Here is a 12249-nt window from a genome sequence, read left to right as displayed (position 1 = left end):
TCGGTGAATCCTCATCACCAAGGTGTGCGGGTGCCCCATGGCGTCTGGTCAACGGCGCATTCATTGTCCGCGGATAGCTGAATTGGTGAAGTAGACGAGTCTGAATTTGCCGATCATGATTTCGTCGCCGTTTTTGAGCAACGCCTGATCGACGCGTTGACGGTTGACATAGGTGCCGTTGAGGCTTCCTGCGTCCACGACCTCGTACTGCCCGTTCACGCGGCGGAACACCGCGTGCGAACGCGAGACGGTGGAATCGTCGAGCAGGATGTCTGACCTGGGGTCGCGCCCAACCGTCACTTCGTCCTCGTCGAGCAGGTACCGCGAACCGGAAAGCGCGGAACGTGTGGCGATGAGCAACGCCGTGTTGTCGGCGAGCCGTGTGATCGTCTCGAGGTCCTCCTGCGTCAACGGGCGGTCGCCTGAACTGGTTACTGGAAATTGAATGGCGGGCAAGCCGATGATGGTCGTCTCGCCTGCGCCTGGAATCGGATCTGTCATAATTCCCTATTCTACAATCTTTGCGAACTTATACCGTTCAACCGGCTGGGTCTGGGTGATGTTGACGTCATCCGAGACTTCCGTCGTGACGGTCGCGCCGTATTTCACGGTCAGCCGCGACGCGACGCCGCCAGCGAGGTTCACCGCGTTCTGCAGGTTGGACGGGTCGCCGATCGCCTTGACCACATAGGGCGATTCAAGCAGTTTGCCGTCGCAGACGAGTCCGTTGTTCGACTCGCTGACGTAGGTGGACGTCACGACGCGCACATCGTTGATGGCGATGACCTCGGCGCCTCCATTGCGCAGCTCCTCGATGAGGTTGAACATCGTCGAAGCGTCGATCGGCGCTTTGGCGCCTTGCGTGATGCGCACGACAATGCCTTTGCCGTGCGCCGGCAGCCTGCCCGACAGGATGCCGCTCGATTCCTCGTTCTCCTTCGCGATCTGCGCTGCCTGTGCCTCCTTGTCGGCGGCCTCCTCAAGCGAATTCAATTGCCGGGTCAGTTCGGCCTTGCGTTGCTCGAGCCGCTGCACCTGAGTATTGCTCTCGCTGATCAGGCGGGTCAGTTCGGTTTCACTCATCGTCTCATAGGTGAGGTCTTTGTTGTTGATCTGGATCACATACCCGTAGGCGAGCAACGCGCACAGCACGGCGATGAGCACACCGGTGCCCAAGCGCGCCTTGACCGAACGGGATGACGTGGACAGTCGTTTGGATTTGCCCTTGCCCTTCGTCTTGGCCTTGCGCTTGCTCACCACTGGAAACGCGCCGGTCTGCGTGTTGTCGTTGACCTTGTCTTTGTTGTGCTGTGAGACGATTTTCTTGATGAGGTCGAGTTCCTGTGCCGGCCGATCGCCGGCATCCGCCTCGCCACGCGGCGGCAGTGGCAGTGTGTGCTCGTCGCTCATGCCTCACCCCTGGAAGATGAACCGGCGGATCGCCGAGACGTTCGAGAAGATGCGGATGCCGAGCACCACGATCACGGCCGTCGACAGCTGCGAACCAACCCCCAGTTGGTTGCCGAGCAGCACGAGCAGTGTGGCGGTGATGACATTCGAAAGGAACGAGATCACAAAGACCTTGTCGGAGAAGTTGCGTTCGAAGTACGACCTCGCGGCGCCGAGCAGCGCATCAAGTGCCGCCACCACCATGATCGGCAGATAGGGCTGCAGGAATATGGGGATGTCCGGTCGCACGAACAATCCCACGACCACTCCGATGATGAGTCCAAATACTGCTGCCATCACTCCTCCTTCTGTGCATAGGTCAGCTTGCCGATGGGCGCTGCCTCAAGGCGCATCGAATCGGTCTTGCTGATCTGCGGATGCATGCCCGACCTGTTGAAATCACTGTACAGCGCAGGGAGCGACCGTTCGCTCATCGCGTCCGCCAGCGCGTTCTTGTCGCCTATCGCCTGGATTTTGTATGGGCTTTCGATGGCCGTGGTGCCGATGAGGATCGAGTTGCCGGCGGTGCGGATCGACGTCTGCACACCCAAACGGTTGTCGTTGATTGCAATCGCCTCGGCACCGTGTTGCCACATCAGCGAGACGAGCAGCTGCAGGTCGGTGTCAGTCACGACGCGCAAGCGGTCTGCCGTGGCTTCCCTCGGTAACGATCCTGCGTCGTCATTGCGTGCGGCAAGCGGGTTCGCAATCGTCATGACGATCCCCTCCCCCTCGACCGCCGTACCGCCGGCCGCAGCCTCGTTCTCTTTCACAATGCGCTCGGCCGCCGATTGTGTCGCAGACGCCGATTGCGCTTCGATCTGCTTGCGCAGATCCATGTTCTCCGATTCAAGCGATTCAAGACGCGTGTTCTCCGCGGCCAGCTCGCTCGCCAGCGACTCGCGCACCTGTTTGCGAGGATCGGTGTTGAGCAGGCGCACGAACTGGCAGCCCGCGAACCCGACCGCAATGCAGATGAGGAACACGACAATGCGGGTGCCCCAGTACACGATCTTGGAATCCGGCTTGCTCACCAGCCGGGCATCGCTGTACAACTGGTCGACCGGGCGGTTGATCAGATCGTCGATGAGCTGCAGCGAATCGGTTCCGGTGCGCCTGCGCCGTGGAGTGTGTGAGATTTCATCGGGCGATTGCGCATGGTGTGAGGGAAGGTCGGCGAATCCCGCCGAAAACACAGCGCGCCGGCGTACCGGTTCCTGATTGGGGGGAACCGAGTACGCCGGCGGTGTGGAATGCTCTTGTGGCAATGGTTATTCTCGATCCTTGCGAAGCAACGATATTCCTTGGCGCAGATACAGCGCGCCTGCAAGCCAATATAGACCAATGCCCCAAATGGCGCAGGCGATGGCGGCCAAGTGCAGCCAGTTGAAAGGCATGAACGACCGGTCGATGTCGGCCACCATCAGGCCGACGATCGAGATGAGCAGCACCGCCGTGCCCGTCTTGCCGACGAAATGCACCGGCAGCGGACCATAATCATGCTGGGCCAAGGCAAGGGTGAGGAGGCCCATGACCACGTCGCGCGCAATCACAAGCACAACCATCCACCATGGCACCACATTGCACACGGCAAGCGCGAGGATGCTGCACAGGATGAGCAGACGATCGGCGATCGGATCGAGGATCTGCCCAATCTTGCTCACTTGGTTGCATTTGCGCGCGATGAGTCCGTCGACGCCGTCGGACGCCGACGAGATGGCGAGCAGGATCAGTGCCCCCACCATGCGGTGTTCGGCGATGAGCCATGCGATGAACGGGATGGAGATGATGCGCAGCGCGCTGATCGCGTTGGGCACCGTGAAGATCACATCGCGGGCTTCCGGGCTGTATTTGCTGTCTTCAGAGGCCATGCAACCACGACCTACATGCGCGACGCCTGGATCGCCGTGACGATGATGCCCCGCGCTCCGACCTCGTACAGTTGGTCCATGACCTGATTGACCTGCGCCTTGGGCACCATGACACGCACGGCGGACCACTGCTTGTCGTGCAATGGGGAAATCGTGGGGCTTTCGAATCCAGGCGTGACCGAGACGGCTGCCGAGACCTTCTCGACCGGGATATCGAAGTCCATCAACACATACCGCTTGGCGGTGAGCACACCCTGCAGGCGGCGCGACAGGCGGATGAGCCTCTCGTCCTGGGCGTCCAAGCGCGGGGAACGGATCAACACCGCTTCGGAATGCACAATCGGGTCGGCGAAGATGCGAAGGCCCGCATTACGCAGCGTGGTGCCGGTCGACACCACATCGGCGATGAGGTCGGCCACGCCAAGCTGCACCGAGGACTCCACCGCACCATCCAGATGGATCGTCTCGGCTTCGATGCCCTGCTCCACGAGATAGTCGTGCACGAGCTTGTCGAACGATGTCGCCACGCGCTTGCCTTGGATGTCGGCGAGCTCACGGATATCCGAGTCTTGGGGCGCAGCGAACCGGAACGTCGAGGCGCCGAACCCCAGGTCCATCACCTCTTCGGCGTCGGTGCCCGAGTTCAGCAGCAGGTCGTGGCCGGTGATGCCGACATCGATGGTGCCGCGTCCCACATACACGGCGATGTCGAGCGGACGCAGGTAGAACAGCTCCACATCGTTGTCGGGGTCTTCCACAACAAGTTGGCGTGGGTTGCTCCGCAGACGGTATCCGGCTTCGGAAAGCATGGTCCATGCCGGTTCGGAGAGCATGCCTTTGTTGGGTACTGCGATTCGCAGCATGGTGTTCCTCCAGATGTTGTGCCGTGCAGGTGGCCGCAACGGCAAGGCGCCCTCGCGGGCGCCGTCCTCACAGATTCTTGTAAATGTCTTCGAGCGTGATGCCGCGGTCGATCATCATGACCTGCACATGGTACAGCAGCTGGCTCATCTCTTCCGCGGTGCGGTCCGCGCCTTCGTATTCGGCGGCGATCCAGGTCTCACCGGCCTCTTCGATGATTTTCTTGCCAATGAAATGCGTGCCCTTGGCAAGCTCGTCGACGGTCTTGGACCCTTCGGTGCCTGCGGCGGCCTTGGCGCTGAGCTCTTCGAACAGCGATTCAAACGTCTTCATGGTGTGGTGATGCTCTCTTTCCGACAATGGGGCTGATTCGGTGTGTGTGCGGTCAGTCGCGGTAGGCGGCTGCAGCCGCGTCGCGAATCTGGTTGATGGCCGCCGCCGGGTCGTCAGCGCCATATACGGCGGAACCGGCCACGAGGATGTTGGCGCCCGCTTCGGCCACGATCGGCGCGGTCGTGGGGCTGACGCCGCCGTCGACCTGAATGTTGGTCTTGAGGCCACGGCGGGTGATCTCGTCACGCAGACGGCGCACCTTGGCCATCTGGTTGGCGAGGAACTTCTGGCCGCCGAAGCCCGGCTCGACCGTCATGATGAGAATCGTATCGAACTCCTCGAGGATGTCGAAGATCGGCTCGACCGGTTCGGCCGGACGCACCGCGAACCATGCTTCACAACCCATGTCGTGCAGCTGGCGGGCCAGACGCACCGGGGCGTGGGTGGCTCCCATGTGGAAGGTGACGGAATGCGCACCGCGCTCAGCGTACCCGGGCGCCCAACGGTCCGGATCCTCGATCATCAGATGCACGTCGACCGGCAGGTCGGTGACTTCGCAGATGCGCTTGACGACGGGCTCGCCGATGGTCAGATTCGGCACGAAATGGTGGTCCATCACGTCCACGTGAACCATGTCGGCATTGGAGATCTTTTCGAGGTCCCGCTCAAGATTGCAGAAATCCGCGGATAGGATGCTTGGTGCGATTTGAATTTCCATGGTTTCCATTCTAAATTGGCTTGGCGACGAACGTCAGTTCCGCGAAGGCTTGGCCTTGCGCGCCTGCTCCCGTTCGAGGAGCTCACGGGCCTCGAGCTCGGTGGATGTGCGCAGTCGCTCGGCGAGCAAAGGCGTGGGCTGCCCCACCCGTTGGATGACGATGAACGCGATGACGCTGGCGATGAACACGCAGATCGAGACCCAGACATTGACGCGCAGACCGAGCATCTCGTGCGAGAAATCGATGCGCAGCATCTCGATCCAGGTGCGGCCCGCCGTATACCAGATCATATACAGCGCGAACAGCGATCCGGCCTTGAGCAGTTGCACGGTCTTGCGCCCGATCCAGATGATGAGCGCGGCACCGATGAGATTCCAGACCATCTCGTACAGGAACGTGGGGTGGAACAGCGTGCCGGTGGGGCATGTGGCGCCGTCGTAGCATTGTTCGCTGTTGCCGATGGCCGAGCCCTGCGTGTTGAGCTTCAATCCCCATGGCAGCGTCGTCGGCTTGCCATACAGCTCCTGGTTGAACCAGTTGCCCAAGCGGCCGATGGCCTGGGCCACAAGCAACGCCGGAGCGATGGCGTCGGCGAGCAATGCCATCGGGTAATGTTTGTGCCGCATCCACGCCCACGCGCCAAGGGCGCCGAGCACGATCGCACCCCAGATGCCAAGTCCGCCGTTCCAGATGCGGAACATCTCCACCCAGTCGCCATTGGGGCCGAAGAAGCGTTCCGGCGTGGTGATGATGTGGTACAGGCGCGCGCCGATGATGCCACACGGCACCGCGACCAACGACGTGTCGAGGATCTGGTCGAATGTGCCACCGTAGCGCTTCCAACGGATGCTGGTGATCCATACCGCGGCGATGATGCCGATGAGCATGGTGAGGGCGTAGATGTGAATCGTCACGGGACCGATCTGGAACTGGGAAATCGTCGGCGACGGTATATAGGCGAGGTTCATACTGCCCGATGGTAGCGACCGCAAACGATATTGGGCGGGGCGCCACACCACGGTGTAGCGCCCCGCCCAAGAAGCATTACAGCCTGCAGTGATGGATGGCTTCGGCCAGGGAGGCGGTCGTGTTCGCCAGCGCGCCCATGCCCTGTACCGGATCCTTGACATCGCCTTGGTCATCGAGCAGCGTGTGCACGAGGGCCGATCCCACGATGACGCCATCGGCGTATTGGCCGACGGTCGCACCCTGTTGCGGGGTGGAAACGCCGATGCCGACGCACACGTTCTGCGCACCGGCTGCACGGGCACGCGCCACAAGACGCTCCGGCGACGCGTTGATCGTATCGCGCTCGCCGGTCACACCCATGCGTGATGCCGCGTAGACGAACCCGCGCGCGTTCTTCACGACGATGCGCAGGCGCTCGTCGGTGGAATCGGGCGATACGAGGAAGATGCGGTCGAGCCCATGGCGGTCGGACGCCTCGATCCACTCCCCCGCCTCGTCCGGAATCAGGTCGGGCGTGATGAGGCCCGCGCCGCCCGCATTCGCGAAATCAGCGGCGAAACGTTCCACACCGTAATGGAAGATGAGGTTCCAATAGCTCATGATGAGCGGGATGCCCCCGGCATTGGCCACCGTCTCCACGGCGCGGAACACGTCGGCGATACGCTCGCCGTTGCGCAGCGCAATCTGGCTGGCCGCCTGGATCACCGGGCCGTCCATGACCGGGTCGGAATACGGCAGGCCGATCTCCACGATATCCACGCCGTTGTCGACCATAGTGCGGAAGGCCTCAAGCGACAGCTCCGTGTCGGGGAATCCAAAGGGCAGATAGCCGATGAAGGCGGGCATGTTGCGCTCTTTGTAGCGGGCGAAGAGCTCGCCGCAACGGCTCGGCGCATGGCTAATGCCCAGCGGCTGGCCCGAGGGGGTGCCGTCCTGTTCCACTTCGATGATCGTCTCGTTGAATTCACGCATTGTTGCCCTGTGCTCCGTTCGCTTCGAGTGCCTTGCTCTGTTCATCGGTCAGATAGCCGAACCATTTGCCGGCCGTGTTCATGTCTTTGTCGCCGCGGCCCGAGACGTTGATGATCATCACCGGGTGCTCGTAGCCCTTGGCCTTGAGGTCGAGCGCCGCCTTGTAGGCGCCGGCGATGGCATGCGAGCTTTCGATAGCGGGGATGATGCCCTCGGTCTCGCACAGGTCCTTGAACGCGCTCATCGCCTCGCCGTCGGTGGCCCAGGAATAGGTCACGCGGCCGATGTCCTTGAGCCACGCGTGCTCGGGGCCGACGGACGCGTAGTCGAGGCCGGCGGAGATGGAATAGGTGTCAAGCGTCTGGCCTTCGGAATTCTCCAGCAGGTAGCTCTTGGCGCCTTGGAACATGCCGAGCTCGCCTGTGCCCGGCGCAAACCGGATCGCGTGGCGCCCGGATTCGGGGCCCTCTCCGCCGGCTTCGAACCCGTACAGGTTCACCCGGTCGTCGTCGAGGAACGCGTTCATGATGCCGATCGCGTTTGATCCGCCGCCCACGCATGCGCAGATCGCGTCGGGATGGTCGATGCCGTACCATTCCTGCAGCTGCTCCTTGGCCTCCTCGCCGATGATCTTCTGGAAGTCGCGCACCATCGCGGGGAACGGATGTGGTCCGGCCACGGTGCCGAGCAGGTAATGGGTATCTTTCACATTGGTGACCCAGTCGCGCAATGCCTCGTTGATCGCGTCCTTGAGGATCCGGTCGCCGAGGGTGACCTCCACGACCTCGGCGCCGAGCATGCGCATGCGGGCCACATTGAGCGCTTGGCGGCGCGCGTCGATCTGTCCCATGTAGATGCGGCACTTGAGCCCCATCATCGCGCACACGGTGGCGGTGGCCACACCATGCTGCCCCGCGCCGGTCTCGGCGATGACGCGCGTCTTGCCCATGCGCTTGACGAGCAGCGCCTGCCCGATCGCGTTGTTGATCTTGTGCGCGCCGGTATGGTTGAGGTCCTCACGCTTGAGGAAGACGCGCGCGTCCAAGCCGGTACGTTCTTTGATGCGCTCGGCGAAGCGCGGCGCTTCGGTGAGCGGCGATGGACGCCCGACATACTGCTGGTTGAGACGGGCGAGCTCCTTGTGGAATTCTGGGTCGGCCTTGGCCTGCGCGTATACACGCTCGAGTTCGTCGAGGGCGCTGACGAGCGCCTCCGGCACATACCGGCCGCCGTATTCGCCGAAGTACGGCCCTTCGTGCGTGCTCAGCGGGGTCTGTTCCGAAGCTTTCACTGTTGCTCCTGCCTTTACTAGACGTTGTACTGCGAGTTCATGGTCGTGCGCCGTGGCCACGCCCTCGCCCACGAGGACGGCGTCCGCACCGGCACGCCCGTAGTCCTGCACTTCGACTTCGCCGAACACGCCGGATTCCGCCACCTTGATCACATCATCGGGCAGATTGTGCGCGAGTTCGCGGTATGTGCCCACATCTACCCTGAGATTCTTCAGGTTGCGCGCGTTGATGCCGATCACCTGTGCACCGGCCGCTATCGCACGGTCGATCTCTTCGCGCGTATGCGTCTCTACGAGGGCGGTCATGCCGAGCTCGTGCGTCAGTGCGAGCAGATGCGCCAGTTCGTCATCGCCGAGCGCGGCGACGATGAGCAGCACCAGGTCGGCGCCGTGTGCACGCGCCTCCCAGATCTGGTAGTCGGTGGTGATGAAATCCTTGCGTAGCACCGGGATGTCGACGGCCGCACGAACCTCGTCGAGATCGGCGAGCGAGCCGAGGAACCGACGTCCTTCGGTGAGCACGGAAATCGCGGACGCGCCGCCGGCGGCATATTCGGCCGCAAGCTCCCCCGGATGCTGGATGTCGGTGAGGTGGCCTTTCGACGGGGATGCACGTTTGATCTCCGCGATCACCGGAATGCCGTCATCGTGCCTGAGCCATCGCTTGGCGTCACGGGGGGCGGGAGCCTGGGCCGCCATGGCCTTCAGCTCATCCAGTGACGTTTCGCGTGCACGGGCCTGCTGGTCTTCCAGCGCGCCCGCTACCAGTTCGTCAAGCACAGACAATGGTCCTCCTTCAATGAGTTTGCCGACATGCGTAACTGTAAAGCAAGCGGGTTACACCTCTGAAGCGCCGTCTTGCATGGTGAGCCGTGGGGGGGGGCGGTACCGCACCCGGGCGAGGCATGGATGCGGACGCGCCGTTTTTCCCTATAGGGCGAAAAACCCGGGGACCGATGCGAAACGTGGTCTAATGAATACGTAGCATTCATTTGTAGATAGGAGCCGGTTATGGCAGATATCAAGGAAAAGTTCGAAGAGTTCAAGGACCACATGGAAGAACGTCACGAGGAACATGAAGCGAACCGTGACGAGAAGCGCGCCGAGCGCGCCGAAGAGCATGCGGCCAAGGAAATCGCCAAGGAAGACAACAAGATCCGCGAAGCCGCCGGCGACCCCGAGAAGAAGCTCAAGAAGATCACCGACAAGGCCGACGACAAGAAGGACAAGGCGGCCGGCAAGGCAGCCGATCTGGAAGCCAAGGCCACCGAGGATCAGGTGGAGCTCAACGAGCGTTTCGGCCGTCAGCTGGACCTCGATGACTGATTCGCCTGCTTGGCTTCAGGCATAGCCTGTGTGATGGGGGCTGCGATTCGATTAGATCGCAGCCCCATCCTTATGCCATAGCGCCAAGGCACCCTCATAGCACACCTCAAGGGCCGGCCGGCATTCACCCACACGAGGAATCCGGTACGGCGCGCTCGCCGCGCATGGTGTAATGGGATGAGCCGCACAAACGGCGGCAACCACGAAAGGAGCCTATCATGGCTGATATGGCAGAAAAAATCGGTGAACTCAAGGGCAAGGCAGAAGTCAAGGCCGACGAAATCAAGATGAAGGCCGGAGAGCTCAAGGGCAAGGCAGAGGCCAAGCTCGACGAAATGAAGAAGGACCATGAGGACAAAGCCGAGTAGTTCAGCGCCCATCCCCACACCACGCAGCAGCCCGCGGAACATGACGTTCTGCGGGCTGCTGTCGTATACGCGTGCGCGATTACAGTCGCTTGAGCTGGGCCGCGATCTGGATGGCTTCCACGCTCGCCTCGGCCTTGTTGCGCGTCTCCTGCCATTCCGTGGCGGGCACCGAGTCAAGCACAAGCCCTGCACCGGCCTGCACGCTGGCCTCATGGTCACGGATGAACGCGGTGCGGATCGCGATCGCCATATCCATGTTGCCGGAGAAATCAAAGTAGCCGATCGTACCGCCATAGATGCCACGGTCGGCTGGCTCGAGCTCATCGATGATCTCCACCGCGCGCGGCTTGGGAGCCCCGGACAACGTACCCGCGGGGAACGCGGACGTGAACACGTCGAACGTGGACAGCGCCGGATCGATCGTTCCGGTGACCGTCGAGCAGATGTGCATGATGTGGCTGAACCGTTTGATGTCCATGAATGAGACGACTTCGACGGTCTGCGGCAGACACACCCGGCTCAGGTCGTTGCGCGACAGGTCGACGAGCATCACATGTTCACTCGTCTCCTTGGGGTCGGCGAGCAATTCCTTCGCCAACAACTCGTCTTCCTCGGGTGTGGCGCCGCGCGGGCGTGACCCGGCGATCGGGAAGGTCATCGCCTGCCCGTCGTCGACTTTGATAAGCGTTTCGGGGCTTGATCCGATGACGTTGAAATCACGGCCCTGCGCGTCGGTGAGGGCCATGAAATACATGTACGGGCTGGGGTTGAGCGTGCGCAGCACGCGGTAGACGTCGAACGGGTCCGCCGGCGAATCGATGTCGAGGCGCTGCGAGATCACCACCTGGAACACGTCGCCGTCGATGATGTGCTGGCGCGACCGCTCGACCGCCTGTTCATACACCTGCTTCGCGGTGCGGAAGCGCAATTGAGGCTGGGGCATGGAAGTGTCGCGCACGTTGACGCGGAATTCTCCTGGCGTCGGTGTCGCGGCGTCGCGCTCCATCGTGTCGAGGCGGGCGACCGCGGCCCGGTACGCCTCGTTGGCACGGGTGGGCTTGTCGTTCACATTCACGGCGTTCGCGATGAGCCACACGGAACCGGAGACGTGGTCGACGACGGCGATGTCGGTCGCCAACGCGAGCACGAGCTCGCTCTGCCCCGTCTCGTCTGGCGCCGTGGCACGCAACGTGGGCTCCCAATGCCGGATCGCGTCCCACCCGACGGTGCCCACCAATCCACTGGTGAGGTTGGGCAGTCCTTCGACATGTGGCGCCTTGAGCACTTCGAGCGTGGCACGGGCCACGTCGATGACATCACCATGGGTGGGCACGCCCACGGGCACGGTGCCAAGCCAGCTCGCTTGGCCTCCATCTGAGCGCAACTGCGCCATCGCATTGACGCCGATGAAGCTGTAGCGGCTCCATGATCCTCCGTATTCCGCGGATTCGAGGATGAAAGTGCCGGATCTTCCGTTCGCCAGACGCTCGTAGAATCCGACGGGCGTGATCGAATCGGCAAGCAGGCGGCGCACGATGGGGATGATGCGGTAGCCTTCATCGGCCAGTGTCTGGAACTGTTCACGCGAGGGCCAGGTCTCGCCCCACTCCAGATTGGCCACACTGCACTGCGTCATCGCGTCTCCTCCTCACTGCGGTCACGGGAGCCCACCACGACCGGCAGCGGGCCGCCCTCGTCGAAACAGGAATACTTGCCGGTGTGGCATGCGGCGCCCACTTGGTCCACTTGGACGAGCAGCGCGTCGCCGTCGCAATCCAGATGCACGGCCTTCACATACTGCGCATGGCCCGATGTGTCGCCTTTGCGCCAATACTCCTGCCGGGAACGCGACCAGAACGTCACGCGCCCTTCGGTGAGCGTGCGACGCAGGGCTTCATCGTTCATGTAGCCGACCATGAGAACCTCACGGGAATCGTACTGCTGCACCACGGCGGCGACGAGGCCGAGCCCGTCGTATTTGAGCCGCGCCTTGATGCGCGGATCGAGTGTCACTGCATTGTCGAATTGTTCGTCGTTCATCGTTTCCATCCAGATATCACACTTACCCCAAGCATTGTAAACGGGCTTGG

General features: G+C 62.2%; 15 protein-coding genes. 2 read left to right on the top strand and 13 right to left on the bottom strand.

The window, feature by feature from the left end:
* Positions 1-60 precede the first annotated feature (60 nt).
* The 11 genes from PG2093B_RS04305 to PG2093B_RS04255 all read right to left on the bottom strand — a co-directional run bounded on the left by PG2093B_RS04305 (position 61) and on the right by PG2093B_RS04255 (position 9251).
* On the bottom strand, positions 61-501 hold the full coding sequence (locus PG2093B_RS04305) for an FHA domain-containing protein (RefSeq protein ID WP_022857484.1): 441 nt from the start codon (positions 499-501) through the stop codon (positions 61-63).
* A 6-nt stretch (positions 502-507) separates the two neighbouring features.
* The gene (locus tag PG2093B_RS04300) at positions 508-1410 is read right to left on the bottom strand and encodes a DUF881 domain-containing protein (protein ID WP_129897446.1); all 903 of its coding nucleotides are present in this window, start codon (positions 1408-1410) and stop codon (positions 508-510) included.
* A gap of 3 nt (positions 1411-1413) precedes the next feature.
* Entirely contained in the window at positions 1414-1746 is a 333-nt protein-coding gene (locus PG2093B_RS04295) for a small basic family protein (protein WP_022857482.1), read from the bottom strand.
* Positions 1746-2717 (bottom strand): DUF881 domain-containing protein, encoded by a 972-nt coding sequence (locus PG2093B_RS04290; RefSeq protein WP_129897445.1) that lies wholly within the window; start codon positions 2715-2717, stop codon positions 1746-1748. The genes PG2093B_RS04295 and PG2093B_RS04290 overlap by 1 nt, the downstream gene beginning before the upstream one ends.
* Before the next feature lie 3 nt (positions 2718-2720).
* Positions 2721-3320 (bottom strand): CDP-alcohol phosphatidyltransferase family protein, encoded by a 600-nt coding sequence (locus tag PG2093B_RS04285; protein ID WP_129897444.1) that lies wholly within the window; start codon positions 3318-3320, stop codon positions 2721-2723.
* Positions 3321-3331: 11 nt separating this feature from the next.
* A complete protein-coding gene (gene hisG, locus PG2093B_RS04280; protein ID WP_039171780.1) occupies positions 3332-4183 on the bottom strand; it encodes an ATP phosphoribosyltransferase in 852 nt (283 codons plus the stop codon).
* A 67-nt stretch (positions 4184-4250) separates the two neighbouring features.
* Positions 4251-4514 carry a phosphoribosyl-ATP diphosphatase gene (locus PG2093B_RS04275; RefSeq protein ID WP_022857478.1) on the bottom strand — a complete coding sequence of 88 codons (264 nt, stop codon included), beginning with the start codon at positions 4512-4514 and terminating at the stop codon, positions 4251-4253.
* A 52-nt stretch (positions 4515-4566) separates the two neighbouring features.
* Positions 4567-5232 carry a ribulose-phosphate 3-epimerase gene (gene rpe / locus PG2093B_RS04270; RefSeq protein WP_039171777.1) on the bottom strand — a complete coding sequence of 222 codons (666 nt, stop codon included), beginning with the start codon at positions 5230-5232 and terminating at the stop codon, positions 4567-4569.
* A gap of 33 nt (positions 5233-5265) precedes the next feature.
* Entirely contained in the window at positions 5266-6201 is a 936-nt protein-coding gene (gene lgt, locus PG2093B_RS04265; RefSeq protein WP_129897443.1) for a prolipoprotein diacylglyceryl transferase, read from the bottom strand.
* A gap of 76 nt (positions 6202-6277) precedes the next feature.
* On the bottom strand, positions 6278-7174 hold the full coding sequence (gene trpA / locus PG2093B_RS04260) for a tryptophan synthase subunit alpha (RefSeq protein WP_242502822.1): 897 nt from the start codon (positions 7172-7174) through the stop codon (positions 6278-6280).
* Positions 7167-9251 carry a bifunctional indole-3-glycerol phosphate synthase/tryptophan synthase subunit beta gene (locus PG2093B_RS04255; protein WP_101398661.1) on the bottom strand — a complete coding sequence of 695 codons (2085 nt, stop codon included), beginning with the start codon at positions 9249-9251 and terminating at the stop codon, positions 7167-7169. Before PG2093B_RS04255 ends, trpA begins: the two co-directional genes overlap by 8 nt.
* 225 nt (positions 9252-9476) lie before the next feature.
* Here PG2093B_RS04255 and PG2093B_RS04250 point away from each other — a divergent pair, with 225 nt between their 5' ends.
* The gene (locus tag PG2093B_RS04250; RefSeq protein WP_129897441.1) at positions 9477-9791 is read left to right on the top strand and encodes a hypothetical protein; all 315 of its coding nucleotides are present in this window, start codon (positions 9477-9479) and stop codon (positions 9789-9791) included.
* A 218-nt stretch (positions 9792-10009) separates the two neighbouring features.
* Positions 10010-10159, top strand: a complete 150-nt coding sequence (locus PG2093B_RS08955; protein WP_165364371.1) for a hypothetical protein — start codon at positions 10010-10012, stop codon at positions 10157-10159.
* A 79-nt stretch (positions 10160-10238) separates the two neighbouring features.
* Here the strand turns inward: PG2093B_RS08955 and PG2093B_RS04245 are convergent, their stop codons facing one another.
* Together PG2093B_RS04245 and hisI are read right to left on the bottom strand one after the other, a co-directional pair.
* The gene (locus PG2093B_RS04245; protein WP_129897440.1) at positions 10239-11795 is read right to left on the bottom strand and encodes a chorismate-binding protein; all 1557 of its coding nucleotides are present in this window, start codon (positions 11793-11795) and stop codon (positions 10239-10241) included.
* A complete protein-coding gene (hisI, locus tag PG2093B_RS04240; RefSeq protein ID WP_129897439.1) occupies positions 11792-12199 on the bottom strand; it encodes a phosphoribosyl-AMP cyclohydrolase in 408 nt (135 codons plus the stop codon). Before hisI ends, PG2093B_RS04245 begins: the two co-directional genes overlap by 4 nt.
* Positions 12200-12249: the final 50 nt, after the last annotated feature.

The sequence above is a fragment of the Bifidobacterium pseudolongum subsp. globosum genome (assembly GCF_004155535.1).
GTDB lineage: Bacteria > Actinomycetota > Actinomycetes > Actinomycetales > Bifidobacteriaceae > Bifidobacterium > Bifidobacterium pseudolongum_C.
Note: the sequence above shows the minus strand (reverse complement) of the source record. Positions and strands in the feature narration are given on the sequence as shown.